This is a genomic window from Desulfurobacterium indicum (genome assembly GCF_001968985.1).
Classification (GTDB): domain Bacteria; phylum Aquificota; class Aquificia; order Desulfurobacteriales; family Desulfurobacteriaceae; genus Desulfurobacterium_A; species Desulfurobacterium_A indicum.
The window spans coordinates 24,031-48,599 of sequence record NZ_MOEN01000010.1; the positions used below are offsets into that span (position 1 = coordinate 24,031).

The window sequence follows — 24,569 nt, forward strand, 5'->3', positions numbered from 1 at the left end:
GCTAAATTATACCTTATTTTGTTAATCTATTGATTTGCCCTGATTTTCCTTTTATTTTTGCTTCGATAGAATATATTTCTTTTAAAACTCAGTTTTTGCGGAGAGGAGCATGGAGATAGATAGAATAAGAAATTTTTGTATTATTGCTCATATAGATCACGGAAAATCGACGCTTGCGGATAGGCTGCTTGAATATACAGGAACAGTTTCAAAAAGAGAAATGAAAGAACAGTTTCTTGATTCTCTTGAACTTGAAAGGGAAAGAGGAATTACCATTAAACTCAACGCAGTTAGAATGAACTATCACGCTGATGATGGAAAAGATTACGTTATGCACCTTATAGATACGCCAGGGCACGTTGACTTTTCTTATGAAGTTTCAAGGAGTCTTTCAGCCTGTGAAGGTGCACTGCTTGTTGTTGATGCGACTCAAGGGATAGAAGCTCAAACGATTGCAAACTTTTTCCTTGCTCTTGAAGCAAATCTTGAGATTATTCCGGTTATTAACAAAATAGACCTTCCATCTGCCAATGTTGACTGGGTTAGAGAGCAGATAGAGGAGGTTTTAGGTCTTGATAGTGAAGAAGCAATACTTGCAAGTGCTAAAGAGGGAATAGGGATAAAGGAGATTCTTGAAGCCATTGTAAAAAGGGTTCCTCCCCCTTCAGGAGATAGAGATAAACCGTTAAAGGCCCTGATTTTTGACTCTTATTATGACAACTATAGAGGTGTTATCCCATTTATCAGGGTTTACGATGGTGTTATAAAGCCGGGAATGAAGATAAAGCTTATGTCTAACAACAAAGAGTTTGAAGTTGTTGAGGTTGGAACGCAATCTCCGTTTATGACAAGACTTAACGAACTTGGTCCCGGTGAGGTAGGATATGTAGCCGCCAATATAAAGAACATTGAAGATACTCAGGTTGGGGACACAATTACAGATGCGGAAAATCCAACTAAGGAACCGTGTCCAGGATTTAGACCAGCAAAGCCTATGGTTTTTGCAGGGCTTTATCCTGTTGATTCAGATAGGTATGAAGATTTAAAGGAAGCTCTGGAAAAGCTAAAGCTCAACGACGCGGCTCTTTTTTATGAGCCAGAAACTTCTGCTGCTTTGGGATTTGGATTTAGATGTGGTTTTTTGGGTTTGCTTCACATGGAAGTTATAAAAGAAAGGTTAGAAAGAGAGTTTGGACTTGATCTTATAGCTACGGCTCCGAGCGTTATTTACAAAGTTACGCTTACAGATGGTACGGTCATTGATGTTCAAAATCCTGCCGAGATGCCCCCTAAGGAGAGAATAGAAAAGATAGAGGAACCTTACATTAGAGCATCAATAATAACGCCTGCTGGTTATGTCGGTCCGATAATGCAGCTCTGTCAGGAGAGAAGAGGAGAACAGAAGGGCTTTAGCTATCTTGATCAAACAAGAGTAGAGCTTCAGTATGACATGCCACTGTCGGAGATACTTTTTGACTTTTTTGATAAGCTAAAATCTGTTTCTCGAGGCTACGCATCTTTTGATTATGAACTTATAGGTTACAAACCGTCCGATCTTGTTAAATTAGATATTCTCATAAACGGTAAACCGATAGATGCCCTTTCTGTGATTGTTCACAAGGACAGGGCTTATCAGAGGGGACGTCAGCTTGTTGAGAAGTTAAAAGAGATTATTCCAAGGCAGCTCTTTGAGGTTGCAATTCAGGCAGCAATAGGTAACAAAATTATTGCAAGGGAAAATGTTAAAGCTCTCAGAAAAGATGTCCTTGCCAAATGTTACGGTGGTGATATCACCAGAAAGAAAAAGCTTCTTGAGAAGCAGAAAGAGGGTAAGAAAAAGATGAAAATGTTAGGAAAAGTGGAAGTGCCACAGGAAGCATTTCTTGCAGTTTTAAAAGTGGAATAAATTTTGTTATACTTAGCTTCGTTGTAGAAATTCAGGCATTAAGGAGAGATGATTGGAAGAGAATAAACTCTATGAAAATATAAAATCTTTTGCCGTTGCGATAGTTTTAGCTTTAATTATAAGAACATTTATAGTTCAATCGTTTCACATTCCGTCAGGATCCATGGAGCCGACTCTTCAGATAGGTGATTTTATCCTTGTTGATAAGGTTACCTACCATTTTAGAAAGCCACAAAGAGGTGATGTTGTCGTTTTTCACTTTCCTCTGAATCAGGAAGTCTACTATATAAAACGTATAATGGCTGTTCCTGGAGATAAGATACAGGTTATTAATGGTAAGGTATATATAAATGGGAAGTCTTTAAAGTATTCTCCTGCAGGAGTCTATTCTTATATAGAGAATGGTGTTAAATATACCGGTGAATTATTTCACGAAGAAGTTCCTGTTAAGAAAGGAGTTTTTAAAGATCACCTTATATTAAAAACAGGGACTGCTGGTGACAATACATCTGTTTTTACAGTACCGCCAGGTGAGTATTTTATGATGGGAGATAATAGAAACAACAGTTATGACAGTAGATTCTGGGGATTTGTTAAAAGAGACAAAATAGTGGGGATTGCCAGAATTATTTTCTTTTCATGGGACTCAAACCATTTTCGTCCAAGACTTTCCCGTATTGGAAAGATAATTCACTGAATGAAATTTTTCCTTGCGCCCTCACAGCAGGGGATATAAAATTCAATTTACCGAATTAATGACTCCATCGTTAATGAAATCTATTTATGTCAGGAGGAGAAATATGGCAAAAACCTACGGTTACGGCTTTCCCCGATTAGGAAAGCAGAGGGAGTTTAAAACGCTTATTGAAGGTTACTGGGCCGGCAAGCTCACGGAAGAGGAGCTGAGAGCAGGAATAGCAAAACTTAACGACAAGAGAGAAGAGACTTACAAGAAGTATGTCGATGCATTTCCGAAAGGAGAAATGACTTTTTACGATAACCTTTTCGATACTGCTTTGATTTTTGGTATTTACAGCGCAGAAAGCCTTGATGAATATTTTAACCTCTGCCGTGGAAAGAATGCCCTTGAAATGACCAAGTGGTTTAACACCAACTATCACTATCTTGTTCCCGATTTTGAAGGTAAAGAGGTAGAGTTTAAACTTGGCTGGAACAAGCACGAAGGTATAAAAAAGAATGCTTATCTTATAGGTCCTTTTACGCTTTTAAAACTTTCTAAAAACCTTCCTGAAGGAAAGTTTACTGAGCTTTTAAAGAAATTAGCGGCTAAATATCTTGAATACTTTAAGTTTAACGGTTTTGAATCTGTTCACCTGGATGAACCTGCTTTTGTGATGGAGCTTACAGATGGAGAGGTTGAAGCTATAAAAGAAGCTTATAAGAGTTTTGAAAGTGTTGATACCAAAATAAACGTTTTTACCTATTACGATAGCGTTGATAATCTTCAGTTTGTTTTTGATCTTCCTGTTGCAGGTGTTGGCGTTGACCTTGTTCACGACAGGGGAGAGAACCTTTCACAGCTTGAAAATATAGACCCTAAAGGGAAAACACTTTACGCAGGCGTTGTTGATGGAAGGAATGTCTGGAGATCTGATGTATTCAAAAAGGCGGAAATTATTAAGAAACTGTCAGAAAAGTTTGATGTTGTAATTACAAATGCTGCACTGCTGTTCCATCTTCCTGTAAACCTTAAAGGTGCAACATTGCCACCTGAACTTGTTGCAAAGGTTGCTTTTGCCGAAGAAAAGCTCAACGAGCTTAAACTTATAGCGGATGTTGTTAAAGGTAAGGAAGATGAGGCACGTTCATGGGTTGAAGGAATTGATAGAGCTTTTGGTGTAAGAGAAAATGTAAGAGAGAGAGTGAGAAACCTTACGGAAGCGGATTTCAATAAGCCTGTTCCTTATGCAGAAAGGATTAAACTTCAGCAAGAGAGATTAAAACTTCCTCTCTTTCCGACAACTACGATAGGTAGCTTCCCTCAAACTCAGGAAGTGAGAAGGGTTAGACTTCTTAACAGAAGGGGTCAGCTTTCAGATAAAGATTATGAAACGTTTATAAAAGGTGAAATTGCCAAGGCAATAAAGATTCAGGAAGAGCTTGGTTTGGATGTTTTTGTTCACGGTGAGTTTGAAAGAAGTGACATGGTTGAATTCTTTGCAGAAAAGCTTGAAGGGATAGCAACTACAGGTAACGGATGGGTTATTTCTTACGGAACAAGGTCTTACAGACCGCCGATTATCTTTGGTGATGTTGAGAGAACAGAGCCAATGACCGTTAAAGAGATAGCATTTGCCCAGAGTCTTACAGATAAGCCTGTAAAAGGAATGTTGACAGGGCCTGTTACAATCATTGCCTGGAGTTACTGTAGAGAAGATATTCCTGTTTCAAAGGTTGCTTACCAGATAGCCCTTGCCATTAGAGATGAGATTGCCGATTACGAAAAGGCCGGTATTAAGATTGTTCAGATTGACGAAGCTGCTTTCAGAGAAAAGGCACCTATTAAGAAGAGAAACTGGGATGAGTACTTTGACTGGGCTGTTAAGTCATTTAGAGTTTGCCACGCCAGGTCAAAACCAGAAACTCAGATTCACTCCCACATGTGTTACTCTGAATTCGGTGAAATAATTGAGTATATTCTTGCTATGGACTTTGATGTTATTTCTATTGAAGCTTCAAGATCTAAAGGTGATATCATAGAAGCGTTTGAGAAGGTTAACTTTGACAGGCAGATAGGCCTTGGTGTATGGGATATTCACTCTCCATACGTTCCATCTGTTGAAGAGATGAAACCTATTGTTAAGAGAGCTCTTAAAGTTATTCCTAAGGAAAACTTCTGGGTCAATCCCGACTGTGGACTTAAGACAAGACGCTGGGAAGAGTGTATTCCCGCTATTAGAAACATTGTTACACTTGCTCACGAATTAAGGGAGGAGGCATAATGCCTCTCTCCCCTTTTCTCGATGTTGAAACTCCGATTACCTTTAAAGATCAGCCCGGAATTCAATCGGCGGTTTTTTACACGTATATACCCCTGTGTAACCTTGAATGCTTTCAGTGCCATAATAAACTCTCCTTTGATGGGCGGTCAGGATTTATCTCTTACGAAAAACTTGATAATAAACTTAATCAGCTAAAACTCCTTGGTGTTGAATTGATAATTATCTCTGGTGGTGAACCAACACTTGAAAAAAGACTGGAAGAAGGGTTAAAATTTATCAAAGAAAAAGGCTTCCCAGTAAGAATAGATACTAACGGAACAGTGCCTGGAAAGATAGAGGAACTTATAAGGAATAAAATGGTGGACGGTTTTGCTTTAGATGTTAAAATTCCAATTAAAAATGTATATTCTGATGAAGAAAAGGAGAGATTTAAACAAATTTTATTCTCTAATAAACTTGAAAATGATGAAAAAATGTTCTGGTATGTTGAAAATTTAAAAAAATCTGTTGAAAAAATTAAAAAATTTGCGAAAAAGAAACCTTTACCTCTTGAAAATTATTCTCAATTGACTATATTGAGAACTGTTAGGTATCCCTTACTTACAGAGAAGGATATCGCTGATATAAAAGCTTTTGCTGAGGCTACCGGGATCCCGCATCAGCTCAATTCTTTTTATAGCGTGGAGGCATGATGAACAAGTATTTCAGGCTTATTGACCTTTTTATCGGTAATGATGATATTGCCAGAAACAATGCGAATTTTGTTAGAGGAATTCCCACTCTTGAGCATGTTGTTGTTGGTGATGTAATGAAAGATTACCTATTTGATGTTATATATGATGGACTTCCTGTAAGAATTCATCATGAAGAAGGGTGGGCTTACCATCATCAGACATACAGACTTTCCGCTTACTGTATAGGTCTTTCTTCCAAGGATATAGCATTTTACGGCTTAAGGAGTAATGCAAAAAATGAAAGGAGAGCAGCCCCTCCGAAAAGATTGGAAACACTCTTTATGCAGTGTGCAAATCTGATATGTCTTGTTGCACAGGAAGTTTCAGGTGCAACTTCTCTTAACGATATATCAACAGTTGCTGCAGGTTACCTATACCACATGGAGAAAATGGGAAAGAAGAAATACACCGATTATGAACTTGAAAACATCTGGCAAGAATTTCTTTACAACATTAACCTTCCTTTTAGAAGTGGAAACTCACCGTTTTCAAACATTACTCTTGATTTTGCCAAGCCGAATACAAGACTTAAAAATGAGCCAGTTATATACGCAGGTGAGCTTCTATCTTATACCTACGGTGAGATTCCTTCAGAGTATTTTGACAGAATAAATGAAGCTTTTATTAGAGCCATGAAGAGGGGTGATGCAGACGGAAATCCTTTTACATTTCCGCTCATTACGGTTAATGTAACTGACGATTTTGATAAAAACAATCCTGCATGGAAACTTCTTTTAAAGGAGTCAGAATACTTTGGAGGATTCTACGTTCAGAATTACAAGACAGAACCATTTATGAAAGATTCCATTTACAAGAAAAAAAATCCTTACATAAAACCCTTTGATGAGGGTATGATTTACAGTAACTGTTGCCGTATGCTCTTTGATATTTCACAGGTTGAAGCGGTAACAGGCTCTAATCCGTTTCATTCCGGTTCAGGTGTTGGCGGTATAGGTGTTTACGCTATCAATATGAACAGACTTCTCTTCCTTGCAAAGCAGGATTTTGACCTTTTAACAGCTATGATAGATTACGTGATGGATATTGGTGCAAAGGCTCTTCAAAGGAAGAGGGCGTGGCTTAAGAAACACTGGAACGATCTATATCCGTATCTATCTTTTTATCAAAAGGATGATAAGTCTCTCTTCAATATCTTTTCAGTTGTTGGTGTACATGAAGGTATGGTTAATGCCGGTTTTGAAGGCGGTTTATTTAACGATGAGGCCAAGGAGTATGCACATAAAATAGCTCAGTATCTCTACAAAAAACTTCATGAATTTATGGAGAGAGATCAGGTTCTCTACTCTCTTGAATATGCGCCGTCTGAAAACGCAGCATGCAGAATGGCGGAAAAGGATATCGCTTTTGCGAATGCCATTGCTCAGGTGCTTTCAGGAGAAAGAGAAAAAGAGATTTCCGTGGACCCAGAACTTAATAGATTTATAGATAGGGCACTTGAGAAGTTTGGAGAGCGCATATTTGATATACCAGTTGGGAGGTAAGACATGGAAAAAGTTCAGAAAATTACACCAAAAATATGTGTAAATGGCGATCCTGCAAGTAAAAGAGTTTTTTTAACATCAGGATTTCAGGCACCGTTTCAGGAAAAAGATTTGCTTGCACAGATAGATGTAAACTCACATTTTCAAAGTTATGCTACCGGTGGAAGTATATTTCACCTTTTCACAGCAGAAGAGATGACTCCAGAAGAACAGGAAAAGCTAATATTCAATATAATCGATAATTTCCCCATTCAATACCTTACAAAGACACCGTTTTTAACAACCTGCAATACCTGTGGACATAAAATGGTAGGAAGGAAAACTACCTGTGAAAGGTGTGGTTCTGAAGATGTTACTTTGTGGTCAAGACCTATTGGTTACTTTAGACCTGTAATGAGAGGTAAAATTTCAAAGGATTACAAGGAAGCGAACTATCTCTTCTGGTTGAATGGGAGGGTTGAAGACTTTGCCACAAGGAAAGAAGTGAGAAAAGAAGATGTTGAGCATATCCTTGAGGAGTTAAACTCAATGCTTTAATGTAGCTTTTGGTTAGATAGGATGAAAGCCCCTCTTTAAAGAGGGGCTTTTTTATTAGGAAATTTAAGAGATATCTTTTATACTTTACATTGTAAAATCTTTCCGGAGGAGTTTATCGTGTACAAATTTCCTGATAAATTTGGAAGGTTCGGTATATTCGGTGGAAAATTTGTTCCAGAAACTTTAATGGCAGCGCTTTCAGAACTTGAAGAAAACTACTATCATTATAAAAATGATAAGACATTTCAGGAAGAGTTTAACGCACTTTTAAAAGATTATGTCGGTAGACCAACTCCCCTTCAATTTGCGAGAGGTTTGTCAGAATACATCGGCGGCGGAGTAAAAATTTACCTGAAAAGAGAGGATTTAAACCATACCGGAGCTCACAAGATAAATAATGCTCTCGGACAGGCTCTTCTTGCGAAGAAAATGGGTAAAAAAAGGATAATTGCTGAAACTGGAGCTGGCCAGCACGGAGTTGCAACTGCAACCGCCTGTGCATTTTTAGGACTTGAATGTGTTGTTTATATGGGTGAGGAAGATGTTCATCGTCAGGCACTGAATGTTTTCAGAATGGAACTTTTAGGTGCGAAAGTTGAGGTTGTTAAGTCAGGAAGCAGAACGCTGAAAGATGCTGTTAACGAGGCAATTCGTGACTGGGTTACAAACGTTAGGACTACTCACTACATAATAGGTTCTGTTGTTGGTCCCCATCCTTATCCAGAGATGGTCAGAGATTTTCAGGCGGTTATAGGAATGGAAGCAAAAGAACAGATTCTTGAAAAAGAAGGAAGACTTCCCGATATGATTGTTGCATGTGTTGGTGGTGGAAGCAACGCGATGGGTATCTTCTATCCATTTGTTGAAGATGAAGAAGTTGAGCTTGTAGGAGTTGAAGCCGGCGGTTATGGTCTTGATACAGATAAACATGCAGCAAGTATATGTAAAGGTTCTCTTGGTGTTCTGCATGGTGCCAAATCTTATCTCCTTCAGACTGAAGACGGTCAGATTTTACCGACACATTCTGTCTCTGCCGGTCTTGATTATCCGGGTGTTGGTCCTGAGCATGCTCTTTTACATCATATCGGACGTGCAAGGTATGATGCCGTTACTGATGATGATGCTATAAAGGCGTTTCAAATTCTTTCACGAACCGAAGGTATAATTCCTGCCCTTGAAAGCTCTCATGCCGTAGCATGGCTTATTAAAAATAAGTCAAAATTGGAAAATAAAGTTGTTATAATAAATCTGTCAGGTCGTGGAGATAAGGATGTCAATCAAATAAGAGAAATACTGGCGGATAGGGAAGATTTAAGGTTATGATACAGAACCCCAAAAGTGATACTTCGATTGCTATTCTCGGTAGAACGAAGTTTTTGGAAAAGTTAACGGCTTTAAAAGATGATAATTTGACACTTTTTCTACTTGATGTTGATGATTTTAAACTGGTTAATTTTTCCTACGGTTACCGTATGGGAGATGTTGTTATTTCGGCTGTTGCCAAAAAGGTCTGTTCAGTTGTTTCCCGATACTTTTCTTCCTACATTATTGGGAGGGTTGGTTCAAACAGTTTTGCCGTTCTTGTTCAAGGCCTTGATCCAGTTCTTGGATTTCGCAGGATAGAGGAGATATATAACAAACATTTTGAGAGATTGAATTTTAAGATAGGAAGAGATTTTTTTTCTCTGACTACAAGTTGCGGTGTTGCGTTTTACACGAAGGACAAAGGAAATATTTGTGACCTTTTTAAGCAGGCGGAAGAAGCTCTTTATAGTGCTAAAAGAAGAGGTAAAAACTGTATTGTTTTTATAGATAATGAATCGAACAACTTTGATAAGATTCAGGAAATCAGATTTAAGCTTGTTGAGGCTATTGAGAAAAGAACAATAGTTCCATATTTTCAGCCTATTGTCAGTTTAAGAACGGGAAGAATCTACGGATATGAAGTTCTGGCCAGGGTGTTTCACGGTGAAGAGGTTTTGAAAGGAGATTATGTTATTGATATTGCCAGCACTTTCAATTTAATTCCCGAAATTGATAAGATAATTTTTGAGAAAGCGGCTGTCTATCTTAATAGAGGATATAAACTTTTTTTTAATCTTTCCATGAAATACTTTTTCAAGGAATTAAGTAATATCTGGAGGGTTGTTAAAGATAAAAATTTAAATTCGTCTAACATTGTTATTGAAATTACGGAGTCACAAAAAGTTATGGGTATGAATGTTGCCCAGAGTATTTTTCAGATTTTTAGAGACATGAATGCAAAAATAGCAATTGATGATTTCGGTTCCGGATATTCTTCTTATAGTTATTTGAAAAAATTTCCTGCAGATATTCTTAAAATTGACGGTGAATTTGTAAAAGGTGCCAAGAAAGATATAAGAGATTTAACGATTATGAAATCAATAGTTGAAGTTGCCAGGCCTTTTAGGTTAAGGGTTTTGGCTGAGTTTATAGAAGATGAAGAAGATTATACTCTTATGAGGGAAATTGGTGTAGGTCTTGGTCAGGGTTGGTTCATAGGTAAACCTCAGCCTGAGCCTTACGATGTTAAGATAGATATATAGGAGATAGCAATAATGAAAGATTTACTGTTTACGGCAATAACTACTGCTCTTAAAAGTGGAGATACCATTCTTTCTGTTTATGAAAGAAATTTTGAGGTGGAGGAAAAGGCTGATAAGTCTCCTCTTACAGAAGCTGATAAGCTTTCCCATAAAATTATAACTTCTCACCTTCCTGATTATCCGATACTTTCAGAGGAGGGAAAAGAGATTCCTTATGAAGAGAGAAGTGGCTGGCAAAGGTTTTGGCTTATTGATCCTCTTGACGGAACAAAGGAGTTTATTAAAAGAAATGGTGAGTTTACTGTAAACATAGCTCTTGTCGAAAATGGTAAACCTGTTTTGGGTGTTGTTTATGCTCCGGTTGTTAAAACACTTTACTTTGCTTCTACGGAAGTGGGAGCTTTTAAGGTAGAAAACGGAGATTTTTCTTTTCTGAAAGAGGCAACCTCTCCTGAAAAGTTCTGGGAAGAGATAGAAAAGATAGCTGTTAAACTTCCTATTAGTAAAGAAAGAGAAGAAGTTGTTGTAGTTGCTTCCCGTTCCCATAGAAATTCTGAAACAGAAGCTTTTATAAAGGATCTGGAAGAAAAATTTGGAAAGGTAAAAACCGTTTCAAAGGGAAGTTCATTAAAACTTTGTCTTGTTGCCGAAGGAGTTGCTGACGTTTATCCGAGAATTGCTCCAACAATGGAGTGGGATACTGCTGCTGGTCAAGCTGTGGTGGAAGTTGCAGGTGGTAGGGTCGTTAATTATGAAACTGGTAGACCGTTAGTTTACAATAAAAGAGATTTATTGAACCCATACTTTATTGTTTTTCGAAAAGGTTTTGTTTTATGAACATTTAAATTCTCCTTTTTCCAAAGAGATTTGTTAAATTCCCGATACAAAATAGATAGAATTTTATTTTTTAGCATATAAGACATTGACAACACCAGATAAGATTTCTATAATTTAAAATAGTGCACGTAAAATTAATATTTTGTTATTTTTTTAGGAGGTTTATATGGTTAAGACAAATTCCAAAATACTTGATGACAAGAGACTTGAGGAAGGAGCAGAATGTTTGAAAGCTCTTGCTTCTCCGGTAAGATTGAAAATTCTTTTTAAGTTGAAAGAAAAGCCGATGTGTGTAACAGATCTTGAGAAAGAGTTGGGAATTTCTCAGTCTTCTCTTTCTCAGCATCTCAGAACCCTTCGCTATAAAGGAATAGTTGACAAAAAGAGGGAAGGGAATAAAGTTTATTACACGATTTCTTCAGATGCTTTTATTCAGCTTCTAAACACGTTGCCGGAGATTATCTGCTTTAAGGGATAAAGTATGTTTAGAAAATTATTTAAAAAAGGCATAGATACCGGAGAAACAAAAGCTTCAGCAGTTCCTTCCGGTTTATGGATAAAGTGTAACGAATGTAAAAGCCTCCTGTTCAGGGGGGAGCTTGAGAAGAATTTAATGGTGTGCCCCAAATGCGGTTTCCATTTTCCTATGGATGCTAAAGAGAGGCTCTATTCTCTCTTTGACAGGGGTGAGTATGAAGAGCTTGATATAGAGCTTGAGCCAAAGGACATTTTGGGTTTTAAGGATCGCAAACCCTACACCGAGAGACTTGCATCTGCCCAGAGAAAAACAGGTTTGAAAGATGCCGTTGTAAATGCTAAGGGAAAGATTAGCAAAATTGATGCTTATGTTACCTGTTTTGATTTTAAATTTATGGGTGGAAGTATGGGCTCGGTGGTCGGCGAGAAGATCACAAGGAACATAGAAAGGGCTGCAGAGGAAGGGATACCTTTCATCTGTATCTCTTCTTCAGGAGGAGCAAGGATGCAGGAGGGAATAATTTCCCTCATGCAGATGGCAAAAACGTCAGCAGCCCTTGCTCGTCTTGAGGAAAGGGGGGTTCCTTACATATCCGTTCTTACCCATCCTACTATGGGTGGCGTTTCGGCAAGTTTTGCCTTTTTAGGGGATGTGATTATTGCAGAGCCTGGAGCTCTTATAGGTTTCGCCGGCCCCCGGGTCATTGAACAAACGATAAGACAGAAACTTCCCAAAGGTTTTCAGAAAGCAGAATTCCTTCTTGAGCATGGCTTAATAGATATGGTTGTTCCGCGGGAAGATTTAAAAGATACGATAGTCCATGTTCTCAAAATCTTCACAGAGAAGGTAGTTACTTAAGTGACCGACTTTGAGACTTACTTTGCCAGTAAAGAGTTTGTCTGGAAAATCGGACTTGACAGGATAAAGGGTGCTTTAAGCACTCTTTCTTTTTCTCTACCACCTTCTGTTATTGTTGCCGGGACTAACGGCAAAGGTTCAACTTCTACCTTTATAGCTTCTATATTGAAGGAACACGGCAAGAAGGTAGGCCTCTTTACATCTCCTCACATTGTAAGGTTTAACGAAAGGTTTCGTATAAACCTCAAGCAGGTTGATACAGAGACTTTAGATAGGGTGTTCAGAGAAGTTTTACCTATTATTGAAAAATTCTCTCTGACTTATTTTGAGGTGGCTTTTTTACTTGCTGTTTTTCTTTTTAAAGATTGTGATTTTGTCGTTTACGAGGTTGGACTTGGCGGAAGGCTTGATGCTACAAACGCCATTTCTCATAATTTAGCGGTTATCACCCACATTGATTTTGACCATAAAGATTATCTTGGTGATACGATAGAGAAGATAGCTGTTGAGAAGTTGCACGTTGTAAAGGATAGGATTCCTGTTGTTATTTCCGATAATCCGCTGGTTGTGTTTGAGCTTGCGAAGGAGTTTACAGATAGAATTACTGCTTTTGGCAGAAATTTTTATGTTTCTGATGTTAGCGTTTCCCTTTCGGGAACGGAGGCTTTTTACAGGGATGAAGATACGGCGTTTCGCTTTTTAGTTCCTCTTTACGGTTTTCATCAGGCTGTAAACAGTGCTACGGCCATTTCAGCGGCAAAGATTATTTTAAAAGAAGTTTTTGGCGAAGAGTTTTCAGTTTCAAAAGCTGTGAAGGGCTTGTCTAAAGTGAGGCTTCCCGGAAGATTTCAGGTTGTAAGAGAGAATCCTCTTTTAATAGTCGATGTTGCTCACAATCTGGATGCTGTAAAGAGGTTTGTTGAAACTTTGAAGTTTTTGAATCTAAATGTAGATATCCTTTATTCCGGTTTGAAAGATAAAGATGTAAAGGAAGTCGTTTCAGTTCTTGAAAGTTATGTGAATTCCTGCGGAAAAAAACTTTTTGTTACGGAAATAGATAATGAAAGGGCGCTTTCTGCAGAAAAAATTAAAAGTTATTCAGATTCCGCTGTTATTGTTAAGGATCTTTCATTGGTTTTAGACAGACCTGTTGCCGTCGTTGGTTCTTTTTACCTTATCGGAAAACTTTCTGATTACTTCCCTGACGATTCTCTCTTCTTCTTTTGAAAATCTCTTTTCCTTTAAAAGCTTTTTTATTAATTCTGAATTTTTAAGGTATGTTCTTTCTATTGATTTTTCTTTTCTCCAGAGTTCTATCTTTTTATGGTGTCCTGACAGGAGGACTTTTGGGACTTTCATGCCTCTGTATTCAGCAGGTCTTGTGTAATTCGGATATCCCATAAGGCCTCTATCGCTGAACGAGTCTGCTTCGAGGGAATCTCTGCATCCCAAAACTCCCGGCATTAGCCTTATTACTGCGTCCATTATTACCATGCCAGGAAGTTCACCGCCTGTAAGTACGTAGTTTCCTATGGATATTTCTTCATCAACGATAGCTTTTACCCTTTCATCGACGCCTTCGTATCTTCCGCATATTATCAGTATATTTTCCTTTTTTGATAGTTCCACGGCTTTTTCCTGTGTAAACGTTTCCCCCCAGGGTTCAGTTAAAATTACGTGCGGTTTTTTGCCTCTCTCCTCGCAAATATGGTCAAATGCACGGAAGATAGGTTCCGGTTTTAAAACCATACCGGGTCCGCCGCCGTAGGGAACATCATCAACTACTCTGTGTTTGTCGGTTGTGAAATCTCTCAGGTTGTGAATTTTTACGCTGACCTTTCCTGACTTTATGGCTCTTCCTATAACACCTTCTGTGAGAAATCCTGAAAACAGTCCTGGAAGTACGGTTAAAACATCAAAAGAAGGCATTAGATGAGACCCTCTATTGGTTTTATTGTGATTATTTTTTCTTTTACGTTTACATCTTTTACAAATTCATCTATGAACGGTATAAGAGCTTCTTTGCTGTCTTCTTTTTCCACAACGAGTATGTGGCTTGCCGGCATCTCCATTACTTCTTTTACCTTTCCAACGGTTTTGCCTTCTTCGGTTATGACTTTACAGCTGATTAAGTCTTCAAAGAAGAATTCGCCATTTTCCAGGGGAACAACTTCTTCTTTTTTTATATAAAGTTCGGTGTTTATTAAAGATTCTGCCTGCTCTCTATCTTCTGTCTCTTTAAACTTTGCGATGAACAGATTTTTGTGAGGTTTTATCGATTCTATGGTTAAAATTTTTTTTGCTGTTCCTCTGTAACCTGTAAGTTTTTCAACATGTAATATCTGTTTTTCAAAGATGTCCGATTCTGGCTTAACCTTCACCTCTCCTTTTATTCCGTGGGCGCCAACGATCTTACCTATCAAGACTTCTTTTGAGTGATCTATCTTTTTCTTTCTTCTTTCTAAAATTTCCTTTATGCTTCTCTTTTTCATTGTTTCTCCAATCTGGAAAAAGGGGGCATGTATACCCCCTGATTGTCAGTTGTTTTGTTCGGGATTTTGTATCTTATCTATGACAAACTTTTTAAGCTTTTCTTGAACTTCTTCTTCACTTTCTGGCGGCTTGGTTTCCTGTGGTTGTTCTTGTATGAGGCCTTTGGCCTTGAGTTGCTCTAAAACTTCCTTTCCAAAGCTTACAGGTCTTCCCTGCGGGTCTATAAATATGTGCTGTGTGAATCCAACTGCAAGGACTGCCTCGTCCCTTATTATTCTGTAGTCAAACCTTATACCTCTTGATTCTATGTTTGTGATGGCCGTCTCTATTGTTATCAGGTCGTCATAAACAATAGGTGCCATATATCTGCAGGCGGTTTCAACGACAGGCATTAAAATCTGCCTTTGCTGGAGGACTTGTCTGTATTCAATACCTAAAGCTCTGAAAAGTTCCGTTCTTCCTCTTTCAAACAGGTGAAAGTAGTTGGCGTAATACATTACACCGTAAGCGTCGGTTTCGCCCATGGTCACCCTGTATTGCATCGTGCCTACAATTACCTGCTGCTGTTGCTGTTGTTTTTGTTCCTCTGCCATTTTTTCCCCCTTTAATGTCTGAAGTGTCTTATTCCTGTGAATACCATTGCCATTCCATGTTCGTTTGCCGCTTCTATAACTTCATTGTCTCTTATGGAGCCGCCTGGCTGTATTATGGCTTTAACGCCAACCTTTGCTGCTTCGTCAACGCTGTCTCTGAACGGGAAGAAAGCTTCACTTGCAAGAACACAGCCTTCCATATCAAGTCCCATCTCTTTTGCCTTCAGTGCGGCACACTTTGCGGCATCGACACGGGATGTCTGTCCTACGCCGATTCCGATTGCAATACCATCTTTGGCGTAAACAACAGAGTTTGACTTTACCCATTTTACTACTTTAAATGCAAAGAGAAGGTCTTTCCATTCTTTATCGGTAGGTTCTCTGTCTGTTACGACTTTCATTTTTTCAGGTAATACTGTTATAAGATCTCTGTCCTGAACCAGCATTCCTCCCACCACTTTCCTGTAATCAAAGGGTGAATTTTCTCCTCTTGATTCTAAGTTTTTAAGACCGTTTGTCGTGAGAACTCTCAGGTTTTTCTTCGTTTTGAGTGTTTTAAGTGCCCTATCTGAATATCCCGGTGCAATAATGCACTCGTAGAATCTTTTAACTATAAGGTTTGCAACTTCCTCGTTAACATTTGCATTGAATGCGATTATTCCGCCGAAAGCCGAAACGGGATCGACTTTGAGTGCTTTTTCGTAAGCTTCTTCCGGTGTTTTTCCTAATGCCATTCCGCATGGATTGGCATGTTTTATGATTGCACATGCTATACCGTCTTTTTCGGGGTCAAATTCCAGCACTAAATTGAATGCACCGTCAATGTCGTAGATATTGTTAAAAGATAACTCTTTTGCTCCGTGTATCTTTTCTGCGTTTGTTACGCAGGGTTCCTCATTAAATATTTCTCTATAAAATGCCGCTCTCTGATGTGGGTTTTCTCCGTATCTTAAATCCTGAACCTTTTCAAATGTGATTGTCAGCGGGTTCCTGAACTCGGGCGGTTCTGTGCTTCTTTTACCTTCCTCGTTTATAGAGAACAGGTATTCTGTTATTACGGCATCATAATGGGCGGTAAGATTAAAGGCTTTTTTCGCCAGGTAGAATCTGGTCTTAAGCGAGATTTCGCCGGTGCCTTTAAGTTCTTCTACGATTTTGTCATAATCTGCAGGATCTGTTACTATGGCAACATACTTAAAGTTTTTGGCTGCAGCCCTTACCATTGTTGGGCCGCCAATGTCGATGTTTTCTATTATCTCTTCAAATGATGACCCCTTTTTTACGGTTTCCTTAAACGGATACAGGTTAACAACGACCATATCTATTCGTTCTATTCCAAGTTCTTCCATTGTTTTTACATGGTCGGGATTGTCTCTTTTAGATAGAATTCCTCCGTGAACTTTCGGATGAAGTGTTTTTACTCTTCCTTCCATTATTTCGGGAAAGCCTGTAAGTTTGGAGATCTCTTTTACCGGTATGTTATTCTCTTTTAAAAGTCTTGCCGTTCCGCCCGTTGAGATGATTTCAACGCCTAATTCGTGGAGCGATTTGGCAAATGGGACAATGCCTGCTTTGTTAGATACAGATATAATAGCTCTAACAGGTTTCAAATTAACCTCCTGCGGGATTTGGTTTAGTGATACGAAATTTTATCAAACTGATTGGAGAGTAATTATGAAGTTGACTTTTCCTAAGATTGGTTCTGTTTTACTTTCCCTCTCTGTTTACTTACTTACTTTGACCATTCCTGTTTCAATAGCCGGTGATAATATAGCCATAGGTATAGGTGTTTTAGGGGTTATCCTTCTCTTCTTGAGCAATGAGCGGATGGATTTTCCTAATCTTAAACCTCTTGCATTTTTCTTAGTTCCCGAAGGCATATCGGTTTTGTTCGCTAAAAATGTTAAAAAAGCCTGGAAACAGACTTCATTAAATCACCATTTGCTACCTTTAATTTTTGTTTACGATAGGCTAAAAAAGGGGCTTTCTCTGGAGAGGATTTTAAAATTTCTTTCTTTTAGTTCTATAGTTCTTTCCTCTTCTGTTATTGTGGAAGCTTTTACACATCAGAATGTAAAACATTTTAAGTTTTCGAGATTTCATCTTTTCTTTGAACCGGTCAGAGGAAAAGGAATCCTTAATCATCAACTAACGACGGCTGGAGTGCTCTATCTTTTGTTTCTCTTATTTGCAGGTTTTTTTATCAGACAGAATCAGGATAGACAATCAAAGAAAATTTATGGTATTACTACGTGTTTTCTTTTTTTAGCTATTCTTTTGAATCAGAGTAGATCTTATTGGATCGGTATGTTTGTGGCTTTTCTATTGTTTTTCGTTTTGCTTTATAGAAAGAGGGCAGTTTTTTATATTTCTGGGTTTTTAGCCTTTTTTTTAGGGTTTACTTTGGTATTTGCTCCTCTGAGAGCTAGATTAGAGAGTATTGTAAATACCAAAACGAATGGGAGTAATACAACTAGGCTGATAATATGGCGTTCTCACTATGAGGCTATTAAGAATGATTTCTCTTTGAAAGAAAAACTGTTTGGATCTCCGGTGGCAGGAAAAGATATGTGCTGTAAATATATTCCAGAAAGTTATGAAAAAGTTCTTGGTAAAAAGCCGCCTAAAATTGAGAATTTATGTGATAAGCAGTTTTATCATTGTTTGAGTCATAACATTTACATAAAGTATTTAACGGATTTTGGCCTGTTAGGTTTATTGGGCTATGTTACTTTTATTCTTTATTTAATATTAGTAAATATTCGCGGGTTTTCTCTTTCTGGAGATTCTATCTTTGCTACTTTTGCTTCCATGTATACCGGTTTTGCCACAGCAGGCTTTTTTGAGAATAACTTTACAGATGCAGAAGTAAAAATCTGTTTCATATTTATTTTAGGGATAAATTTCTATCTTCTTGATAAATTACGTTCGGGAGAGAGAGTTTGAGAAAGTTCCCTTGGTGGCTTTTCGGTTATATAAAAGAATACAGGTTTCTTATGGGAGTTACTGTTGTTGCCATGCTGGTTCATTCGGCGGTAACTTCTTATCTTGCTTATTTCATAAAGGATATTATTAATTCCGTTTTTGTTACGAAGAACGAACATATGCTTAAGCTTTTACCTTTTATTCTTCTCGGACTTCTTTTGATTAAAGGGATTGCTTTCTTTTTCAGTTACTATACGGCTTCTTATCTTGGACAAACCGTTATAGCCAGATTGAGAGAAGATCTATACGATAAGGTTTTAAGGCTTCCGATGGATGTTCTTCAGGGAGAATCTGCAGGATCTTTCGTCTCAAAAATTATTAACGATACGGCGCTTTTGCAGGAATTTACGGCAAGGTATGTTGTTTCTTTTATGAGGGATCTTACAACATCAATAGGATTGATGGTTGCAGTTATTTACATGGATCCGAAACTTGCATTTGCCGGTTTTGTGGCACTCCCTTTGATAGGTCTTGTTATTTCAGAGTTTGGTAAAAAAGTTAAGAAATATACTTTCAGAATGCAGGAGAAACTTGCTAACCTTACAGCCCATTTGTTTGATGGTGTTAAAAACATAAGAGAGGTAAAACTCTTTTTACTTGAAGAACGTTTCTCAGAACTGTTTAAAGAAGAAAATAAGCGTTATGTTAAGCAGTTTATGAGAATAAAGTTTATTCAGGGCATTTATCCTCCCATTGTTGAAATTATGGCCGGTGTTGTTATAGGAGGGTTAATCTTTTACGGCGGCTACAGGATAGTTGAAGGGACACTTACGCCAGGTGGTTTTTTTGCGTTCATTATTGCTCTGATAATGGCTTACGAGCCTATAAGAAAACTTGGTGGCACTTATAACAATATTCAGCAAGCAGTTGCCGTGGCTGAAAGAGTGAAAAAAATTCTTTCTATTCCTGACGAGTATACTCTTAAGGACGGTTCTTTAAACTTAGATAGTTCCATAGCAAGGATAGAATTTGAGGATGTTTATTTTTCCTATCCAGGTAGGAAAGAGAAAGTTTTGAAAGGTATAGATGCTTCTTTCGTTTCAGGGAAGAAGTATGCAATTGTTGGTAAGACGGGAAGTGGAAAGTCAACTCTTGTGAGTTTGATTCCGAGATTTTTTGATGTAACAGAAGGTGTTTTGAGGATAAACAATACAGATATAAAGAAGTATAAGTTGCGTTCTTTAAGAAAGCGTATAGGCTTTGTTTCTCAGGATATAGTTCTGTTTAGAGGAACAATAAGAGAGAACATAGCAGTTGGGAAACCTGATGCTTCGATGGAAGAGATAGTAAGGGCAGCAAAGATAGCCAACATTCACGATTTTATAGAGACTCTACCTGAGAAGTATGAAACATTGCTTGGAGAAGGCGGTATTCAGTTATCAGGTGGTCAGAAACAACGAATAGCGATTGCTAGAGCTGTTTTAAAAAATCCCGATGTTCTTATTCTTGATGAAGCTACCAGCGCTCTTGATTCCGAGACAGAAAGGGCGGTTCAGGATGCTATTGATAAGATTTTTAAAGATAAGATTTTAGTCGCCATAGCTCATAGACTTTCTACTGTCTTAAACAGTGATGAGATTCTTTTTATGGAAGATGGAAAGATTATTGCTCGCGGAAGTCATAGAGATCTTTTGCTGATGAGTGATAGGTATAAGAGGCTGTGTGAGTTGCAGTTTAGTGAAAACATTTGAAGGAGTGCGTTTTGAGCAGAAAAATTCGCATTCTTGAGATAATAGATGGTGACGGATGGTGTGGGACAAAGGAGCAGACTTATCTTATTTCACTTCAGCTTTCAAAGTACTTTGAGGTTGAAATGGCACTTGCTTCTGGAAATAAGCATCTTATAAAAAGGCTTGATGGAAAAATTCCCTTGCATTTCTTTCAAAAAGGAGATAAGTCAGAGAAAAAGAAACTCTATCCGTATAAAAATCTAATTAGGATAATAAGACAGGGTAATTATGATGTTGTTATTCCAAACTCTTCATCGGCGTTTAATTTTCTTCTTCCTTTCTGGAGATTTCTGAGAAATCGTCCAAAACTTATTGCTATGAGACGCTCCGGTTTTGTTCCATCCTTTTTCTCTGCAAAGTTAAAGTATAGTCTTGCAGATGCTATCGTTGTTGTTTCAAAAGATGTGGCAAAGATGCTTAAAGAAAAGCATTTCTTTCCTGAAAAGTTATACGTTATAGAGAGCGGGATAGAACTTTCTAGATTTTATCCTTCTGACGAATATAGGTTTGAAATTAGAGAGCACTTTAGTGTATCGGAGCATGAGAAGTTGTTTGTGAATGTCGCAAACTGGCTTCCTTACAGAAAAGGGCAGGATATACTGTTTAGAGCTTTTGCAGAAGCTGCTAGAAATGATTGGAAATTGATGCTTGTTGGAAGGGATACAGACTCGGAAGAAGCAAGAGAAATGGTAAGAGAACTCGGCCTGGAAGGGAAGGTTATTCATGCTGGTTTCAGGCCTGATGTGGAAAAGATACTGCAGGCTGCGGACTTTTTTGTCCTTTCATCCCGTTCTGAAGGAATAGCCGGGGCACTTCTGCAGGCCATGGCTTCTGGAAAGGTTGTCATTTCAACGCTTGCTGGAGGAATTGGGGAGTATCTAAAGGATGGAGTAAACGGTTTTGCGTCACCGATAGAAGATGTTGATGGTTTGGCAGAAGCCATGAAGAAAGCGGCTGCGCTTGATAAAAAAGAGTATGAAGTGATTGCTAATAGAGCAGTGGAAACAGCAAAAAAGTATTCTATAGAAGAAACCGGAAAGAAGTGGAAAGATCTGATTGAGTCTTTGTGCCGTTGAAAATTTACGGATAATTTAATAAATTTCCAGCGGGGTAGTATCCCTTGACAATTGATGTTCTATTTGCTTATATTCAAGCGCCAAACTATATAGGAGGAGATAGTATGCCCACAATTAATCAACTTGTGAGAAAAGGGCGTGAAAAGAAGATTAAACGCTCAAAGGCACCTGCCCTTCAGGGTAATCCCCAGAAAAGGGGTGTCTGTGTAAGGGTATTTACCACTACGCCTAAGAAGCCTAACTCAGCTCTTCGTAAGGTTGCGAGGGTAAGGCTTTCAAACGGGATAGAAGTAACCGCTTACATCCCGGGTATCGGCCACAATCTCCAGGAGCACTCTGTTGTTCTTGTAAGAGGTGGAAGAACAAAAGACCTTCCAGGTGTTCGTTACAAGATTATTCGTGGTGCTCTTGATGCTGCTGGCGTTGAGGGAAGAAGACAGTCAAGGTCTAAGTATGGAACAAAGAGACCAAAGGAGAAAAAATAATTTTTAGGAGAGGAAAGGCATGCCAAGGAAAGGACCAGTTCCACCAAGAGAGATAATTCCTGACCCTGTTTATGGTGATAAGCTTGTGGCAAAGCTTATTAACAAAGTAATGAAGGATGGAAAAAAGAGCGTAGCTGAAAAGATAGTTTACGGTGCTTTTGGCATTATCAAGGAAAAGCTTGGAGAAGAACCTCTTGCCGTATTTCACAAGGCAGTAGAAAATGTAAAACCTATTATGGAAGTTCGTCCACGCCGTGTTGGTGGTGCCACATATCAGGTACCTATGGAAGTAAGACCAGAAAGACAGATTCACCTTGCACTTAAGTGGATCGTGGACGCTGCACGTGCTCGTTCTGAGCGCGGAATGGTTAACAGACTTGCAAATGAGCTTATTGATGCTTACAACCAGAAAGGTGGTGCATTCAAGAAGAGAGAAGACACCCATAGAATGGCAGAAGCTAACAAGGCATTTGCACACTACAGGTGGTAATTTTTAAAGATCAAACGAATTAATGGAGGCCGTTGTGAGTAAGGCTGCAAAAAATATTAAAGTTCCTCTTGATAAGGTAAGGAACATAGGAATTATTGCCCATATTGACGCTGGAAAGACAACAACGACCGAGCGTATTCTTTACTATACGGGAAGGATTCACAAAATTGGGGAGGTTCATGAAGGCGCTGCTGAAATGGACTGGATGGAGCAAGAAAAGGAGAGAGGTATTACCATTACCTCCGCTACAACAACCTGCTTCTGGAGAAATCATAGGATTAACATCGTTGATACACCGGGACACGTTGACTTCACAATTGAAGTTGAGCGTTCTCTGAGGGTTCTTGACGGTGCCGTTACAATTCTCTGTTCTGTCGGTGGTGTTCAGCCTCAGACAGAAACTGTATGGAGACAGGCAGATAAATATCATGTTCCAAGGATTATCTTCGTAAACAAGATGGACAGAATCGGTGCTGACTTTTTCCAGGTAGTTAAAGATGTTGAGGAAAAGCTTGGAGCAAAGCCTGTTCCTCTTCAAATACCTGTTGGCGCTGAAGAGAACTTTAAAGGTGTTGTTGACCTTGTGACAATGAAAGCGATTATATGGGAAGAAGAAACTCTCGGTGCTAAGTATCATGAGGAAGAAATCCCTGAAGATTTAATTGATATCGCAGAAGAATATAGAGAAAAACTTATAGAGGCTCTTGCTGATGTTGATGAAGAAATAATGATGAAGTATCTTGAAGGTGAAGAAATAACACCAGAGGAAATGAAGGCAGCAATCAGAAAAGGAACTCTTGAAATTAAATTCTTCCCTATGCTTTGCGGTTCAGCCTTCAAAAATAAAGGTGTTCAGCCTCTTCTTGATGCAGTAGTTGATTATCTTCCCTCACCTCTTGATGTTCCTCCTATTAAAGGAATCAATCCTAATACAGGTGAAGAGGAGGAGAGACACGCTTCATACGATGAGCCGTTTTCAGCACTTGCATTTAAAATTCTTACGGATCCTTATGTTGGTCAGCTTACATTTATCAGGGTTTACTCCGGTTTAATGGAATCTGGGTCTTACGTTTACAACGCAACAAGAGGTAAGAAAGAAAGACTTGCAAGAATTCTCCGTATGCATGCAAACAAAAGGGAAGAAATTCCAGTTCTTGGTGCTGGTGATATCGCTGCGGCTGTTGGTTTAAGAGAGACCTTTACAGGTGATACACTCTGCGATCCAGATCATCCAATTATTCTTGAGGCTATGGAATTTCCAGAACCTGTTATATCTGTTGCTGTTGAGCCAAAAACAAAGGCAGACCAGGAAAAACTCTCAATTGCTCTTCAAAAGCTTGCTAAAGAAGACCCATCTTTCAGAGTTTCAACAGATCACGAAACAGGACAGACAATAATCTCCGGTATGGGTGAACTTCACCTTGAGATTATCGTTGACAGGCTTAAGAGAGAGTTCAATGTTGATGTTAACGTTGGTAGACCTCAGGTTGCATACAGAGAGACTATCAGAAAAGAAGTTACTCAGGAAGGTAAGTTTATCAAGCAGACAGGTGGTAGAGGTCAGTACGGTCATGTATGGCTTAAGATTGAGCCTCTTGAGCCTGGTAAAGGTTTTGAATTCCATGAAACAATTAAAGGTGGTGTTGTTCCTAAGGAATATATCCCTGCTGTTGAAGCAGGTGTTAGAGAGGCCATGGAAACAGGTGTTGTTGCCGGTTATCCTATGGTTGACATAAAGGTTACACTCTTTGACGGTTCATACCACGAAGTTGACTCTTCTGAAATGGCCTTCAAGATTGCAGGTTCAATGGCATTCAAAGAGGGTGCCAAAAAGGCAAATCCTGTTCTCCTTGAGCCAATAATGGAAGTAGAGGTAACAACACCAGAAGAATTTATGGGTGATGTTATTGGCGATCTCAATAAGAGGCGTGGTCGTGTTCAAGGTATGGAAGCAAGAGGGAACGCTCAGGTTATTAAAGCGATGGTACCTCTTGCAGAAATGTTCGGTTACGCTACTGACCTTCGTTCAATGACACAGGGTAGAGCCACCTATATAATGAGATTTAGCCATTACGAAGAAGTGCCGGCAAATGTTGCTGAGCAAATAATAGGTGAGAGAAGCAAGTAATATTTGTAACTTTTAAAATCCCCCTTCGGGGGGATTTACTTTATAAGGACTTTACAATTGCAGGGAAAAGAATATAATTCACACCTGCGAAAAAATTTTTTTGTTCTTTTAAAAAGCAATAAGGTTTTAAGGAGGAAAGTACTATGGCAAAGGAAAAATTTGAAAGGACGAAACCCCACAAGAACGTGGGAACGATAGGACACGTAG

Annotated in this window: 22 protein-coding genes and 1 pseudogene; 19 read left to right on the top strand and 4 right to left on the bottom strand. The window is 38.7% G+C overall.

The window, feature by feature from the left end; translation table 11 throughout:
- Positions 1 to 109 precede the first annotated feature (109 nt).
- The 12 genes from lepA to BLW93_RS03870 all read left to right on the top strand — a co-directional run bounded on the left by lepA (position 110) and on the right by BLW93_RS03870 (position 13,609).
- The gene (gene lepA / locus BLW93_RS03815; RefSeq protein WP_076712786.1) at positions 110 to 1,906 is read left to right on the top strand and encodes a translation elongation factor 4; all 1,797 of its coding nucleotides are present in this window, start codon (positions 110 to 112) and stop codon (positions 1,904 to 1,906) included.
- Between the two features lie 52 nt (positions 1,907 to 1,958).
- Positions 1,959 to 2,603 carry a signal peptidase I gene (lepB, locus tag BLW93_RS03820; RefSeq protein WP_076712787.1) on the top strand — a complete coding sequence of 215 codons (645 nt, stop codon included), beginning with the start codon at positions 1,959 to 1,961 and terminating at the stop codon, positions 2,601 to 2,603.
- Positions 2,604 to 2,706: 103 nt separating this feature from the next.
- Positions 2,707 to 4,869: a 5-methyltetrahydropteroyltriglutamate--homocysteine S-methyltransferase gene (gene metE / locus BLW93_RS03825; RefSeq protein WP_076712788.1), complete on the top strand. Its 2,163-nt coding sequence runs from the start codon at positions 2,707 to 2,709 to the stop codon at positions 4,867 to 4,869.
- Positions 4,869 to 5,561, top strand: coding sequence for a radical SAM protein (locus tag BLW93_RS03830; RefSeq protein ID WP_076712789.1), 693 nt, complete (start codon positions 4,869 to 4,871; stop codon positions 5,559 to 5,561). The genes metE and BLW93_RS03830 overlap by 1 nt, the downstream gene beginning before the upstream one ends.
- Positions 5,561 to 7,105: an anaerobic ribonucleoside-triphosphate reductase gene (gene nrdD / locus BLW93_RS03835; protein ID WP_076712790.1), complete on the top strand. Its 1,545-nt coding sequence runs from the start codon at positions 5,561 to 5,563 to the stop codon at positions 7,103 to 7,105. Before BLW93_RS03830 ends, nrdD (BLW93_RS03835) begins: the two co-directional genes overlap by 1 nt.
- A 3-nt stretch (positions 7,106 to 7,108) precedes the next feature.
- Positions 7,109 to 7,642: an anaerobic ribonucleoside-triphosphate reductase gene (gene nrdD, locus BLW93_RS03840; RefSeq protein WP_076712791.1), complete on the top strand. Its 534-nt coding sequence runs from the start codon at positions 7,109 to 7,111 to the stop codon at positions 7,640 to 7,642.
- A 117-nt stretch (positions 7,643 to 7,759) separates the two neighbouring features.
- On the top strand, positions 7,760 to 8,965 hold the full coding sequence (gene trpB / locus BLW93_RS03845; RefSeq protein ID WP_144443999.1) for a tryptophan synthase subunit beta: 1,206 nt from the start codon (positions 7,760 to 7,762) through the stop codon (positions 8,963 to 8,965).
- Positions 8,962 to 10,209 (top strand): bifunctional diguanylate cyclase/phosphodiesterase, encoded by a 1,248-nt coding sequence (locus tag BLW93_RS03850; protein WP_078058125.1) that lies wholly within the window; start codon positions 8,962 to 8,964, stop codon positions 10,207 to 10,209. The genes trpB and BLW93_RS03850 overlap by 4 nt, the downstream gene beginning before the upstream one ends.
- Before the next feature lie 12 nt (positions 10,210 to 10,221).
- A complete protein-coding gene (cysQ, locus tag BLW93_RS03855) occupies positions 10,222 to 11,046 on the top strand; it encodes a 3'(2'),5'-bisphosphate nucleotidase CysQ (RefSeq protein WP_076712793.1) in 825 nt (274 codons plus the stop codon).
- Positions 11,047 to 11,212: 166 nt separating this feature from the next.
- On the top strand, positions 11,213 to 11,524 hold the full coding sequence (locus BLW93_RS03860; protein ID WP_076712794.1) for an ArsR/SmtB family transcription factor: 312 nt from the start codon (positions 11,213 to 11,215) through the stop codon (positions 11,522 to 11,524).
- A gap of 3 nt (positions 11,525 to 11,527) precedes the next feature.
- A complete protein-coding gene (gene accD / locus BLW93_RS03865) occupies positions 11,528 to 12,382 on the top strand; it encodes an acetyl-CoA carboxylase, carboxyltransferase subunit beta (protein WP_076712795.1) in 855 nt (284 codons plus the stop codon).
- The gene (locus BLW93_RS03870; RefSeq protein WP_076712796.1) at positions 12,383 to 13,609 is read left to right on the top strand and encodes a bifunctional folylpolyglutamate synthase/dihydrofolate synthase; all 1,227 of its coding nucleotides are present in this window, start codon (positions 12,383 to 12,385) and stop codon (positions 13,607 to 13,609) included.
- Here the strand turns inward: BLW93_RS03870 and trmD are convergent.
- From trmD to purH, 4 genes are read right to left on the bottom strand one after another with little or no spacing between them, the layout of a single operon-like run.
- Positions 13,520 to 14,311, bottom strand: a complete 792-nt coding sequence (gene trmD, locus BLW93_RS03875) for a tRNA (guanosine(37)-N1)-methyltransferase TrmD (RefSeq protein ID WP_076712797.1) — start codon at positions 14,309 to 14,311, stop codon at positions 13,520 to 13,522. The two genes, BLW93_RS03870 and trmD, sit on opposite strands and share 90 nt — an antisense overlap.
- Positions 14,311 to 14,874 (bottom strand): ribosome maturation factor RimM, encoded by a 564-nt coding sequence (rimM, locus tag BLW93_RS03880; protein ID WP_076712798.1) that lies wholly within the window; start codon positions 14,872 to 14,874, stop codon positions 14,311 to 14,313. Before rimM ends, trmD begins: the two co-directional genes overlap by 1 nt.
- Positions 14,875 to 14,919: 45 nt before the next feature.
- Positions 14,920 to 15,468 (bottom strand): acyl-CoA thioesterase, encoded by a 549-nt coding sequence (locus tag BLW93_RS03885; protein ID WP_076712799.1) that lies wholly within the window; start codon positions 15,466 to 15,468, stop codon positions 14,920 to 14,922.
- Positions 15,469 to 15,479: 11 nt separating this feature from the next.
- Complete coding sequence (gene purH, locus BLW93_RS03890; protein ID WP_076712800.1) at positions 15,480 to 17,078, bottom strand: bifunctional phosphoribosylaminoimidazolecarboxamide formyltransferase/IMP cyclohydrolase; 1,599 nt, start codon at positions 17,076 to 17,078, stop codon at positions 15,480 to 15,482.
- A gap of 64 nt (positions 17,079 to 17,142) precedes the next feature.
- On the opposite strand from purH, the gene BLW93_RS03895 reads away from it, so the two are divergent.
- The 7 genes and pseudogenes from BLW93_RS03895 to BLW93_RS09020 form a co-directional block, all read left to right on the top strand.
- Positions 17,143 to 18,414, top strand: coding sequence for an O-antigen ligase family protein (locus tag BLW93_RS03895; RefSeq protein ID WP_076712801.1), 1,272 nt, complete (start codon positions 17,143 to 17,145; stop codon positions 18,412 to 18,414).
- Positions 18,411 to 20,144, top strand: coding sequence for an ABC transporter ATP-binding protein (locus tag BLW93_RS03900; protein ID WP_076712802.1), 1,734 nt, complete (start codon positions 18,411 to 18,413; stop codon positions 20,142 to 20,144). The genes BLW93_RS03895 and BLW93_RS03900 overlap by 4 nt, the downstream gene beginning before the upstream one ends.
- Before the next feature lie 11 nt (positions 20,145 to 20,155).
- The gene (locus BLW93_RS03905) at positions 20,156 to 21,259 is read left to right on the top strand and encodes a glycosyltransferase (protein WP_144444000.1); all 1,104 of its coding nucleotides are present in this window, start codon (positions 20,156 to 20,158) and stop codon (positions 21,257 to 21,259) included.
- Between the two features lie 104 nt (positions 21,260 to 21,363).
- Positions 21,364 to 21,744, top strand: a complete 381-nt coding sequence (gene rpsL, locus BLW93_RS03910) for a 30S ribosomal protein S12 (RefSeq protein WP_022847355.1) — start codon at positions 21,364 to 21,366, stop codon at positions 21,742 to 21,744.
- A gap of 19 nt (positions 21,745 to 21,763) precedes the next feature.
- Positions 21,764 to 22,234: a 30S ribosomal protein S7 gene (gene rpsG, locus BLW93_RS03915; RefSeq protein WP_076712803.1), complete on the top strand. Its 471-nt coding sequence runs from the start codon at positions 21,764 to 21,766 to the stop codon at positions 22,232 to 22,234.
- Positions 22,235 to 22,256: 22 nt separating this feature from the next.
- The gene (gene fusA / locus BLW93_RS03920) at positions 22,257 to 24,362 is read left to right on the top strand and encodes an elongation factor G (RefSeq protein WP_076712804.1); all 2,106 of its coding nucleotides are present in this window, start codon (positions 22,257 to 22,259) and stop codon (positions 24,360 to 24,362) included.
- Between the two features lie 143 nt (positions 24,363 to 24,505).
- Positions 24,506 to 24,569, top strand: a pseudogene (locus BLW93_RS09020) (GTP-binding protein); the annotation flags it as partial.

Excerpts from the sequence above, each read along its gene's own strand:
- rpsG (WP_076712803.1), top strand. The coding sequence starts at position 21,764 with ATGCCAAGGAAAGGACCAGTTCCACCAAGAGAGATAATTCCTGACCCT.
- BLW93_RS03860 (WP_076712794.1), top strand. The coding sequence starts at position 11,213 with ATGGTTAAGACAAATTCCAAAATACTTGATGACAAGAGACTTGAGGAA.
- metE (WP_076712788.1), top strand. The coding sequence starts at position 2,707 with ATGGCAAAAACCTACGGTTACGGCTTTCCCCGATTAGGAAAGCAGAGG.
- accD (WP_076712795.1), top strand. The coding sequence starts at position 11,528 with ATGTTTAGAAAATTATTTAAAAAAGGCATAGATACCGGAGAAACAAAA.
- nrdD (WP_076712791.1), top strand. The coding sequence starts at position 7,109 with ATGGAAAAAGTTCAGAAAATTACACCAAAAATATGTGTAAATGGCGAT.
- rpsL (WP_022847355.1), top strand. The coding sequence starts at position 21,364 with ATGCCCACAATTAATCAACTTGTGAGAAAAGGGCGTGAAAAGAAGATT.
- trmD (WP_076712797.1), bottom strand. The coding sequence starts at position 14,311 with ATGCCTTCTTTTGATGTTTTAACCGTACTTCCAGGACTGTTTTCAGGA.
- BLW93_RS03830 (WP_076712789.1), top strand. The coding sequence starts at position 4,869 with ATGCCTCTCTCCCCTTTTCTCGATGTTGAAACTCCGATTACCTTTAAA.
- BLW93_RS03895 (WP_076712801.1), top strand. The coding sequence starts at position 17,143 with ATGAAGTTGACTTTTCCTAAGATTGGTTCTGTTTTACTTTCCCTCTCT.
- fusA (WP_076712804.1), top strand. The coding sequence starts at position 22,257 with ATGGAGGCCGTTGTGAGTAAGGCTGCAAAAAATATTAAAGTTCCTCTT.
- nrdD (WP_076712790.1), top strand. The coding sequence starts at position 5,561 with ATGAACAAGTATTTCAGGCTTATTGACCTTTTTATCGGTAATGATGAT.
- lepA (WP_076712786.1), top strand. The coding sequence starts at position 110 with ATGGAGATAGATAGAATAAGAAATTTTTGTATTATTGCTCATATAGAT.
- rimM (WP_076712798.1), bottom strand. The coding sequence starts at position 14,874 with ATGAAAAAGAGAAGCATAAAGGAAATTTTAGAAAGAAGAAAGAAAAAG.
- BLW93_RS03850 (WP_078058125.1), top strand. The coding sequence starts at position 8,962 with ATGATACAGAACCCCAAAAGTGATACTTCGATTGCTATTCTCGGTAGA.
- cysQ (WP_076712793.1), top strand. The coding sequence starts at position 10,222 with ATGAAAGATTTACTGTTTACGGCAATAACTACTGCTCTTAAAAGTGGA.
- BLW93_RS03885 (WP_076712799.1), bottom strand. The coding sequence starts at position 15,468 with ATGGCAGAGGAACAAAAACAACAGCAACAGCAGCAGGTAATTGTAGGC.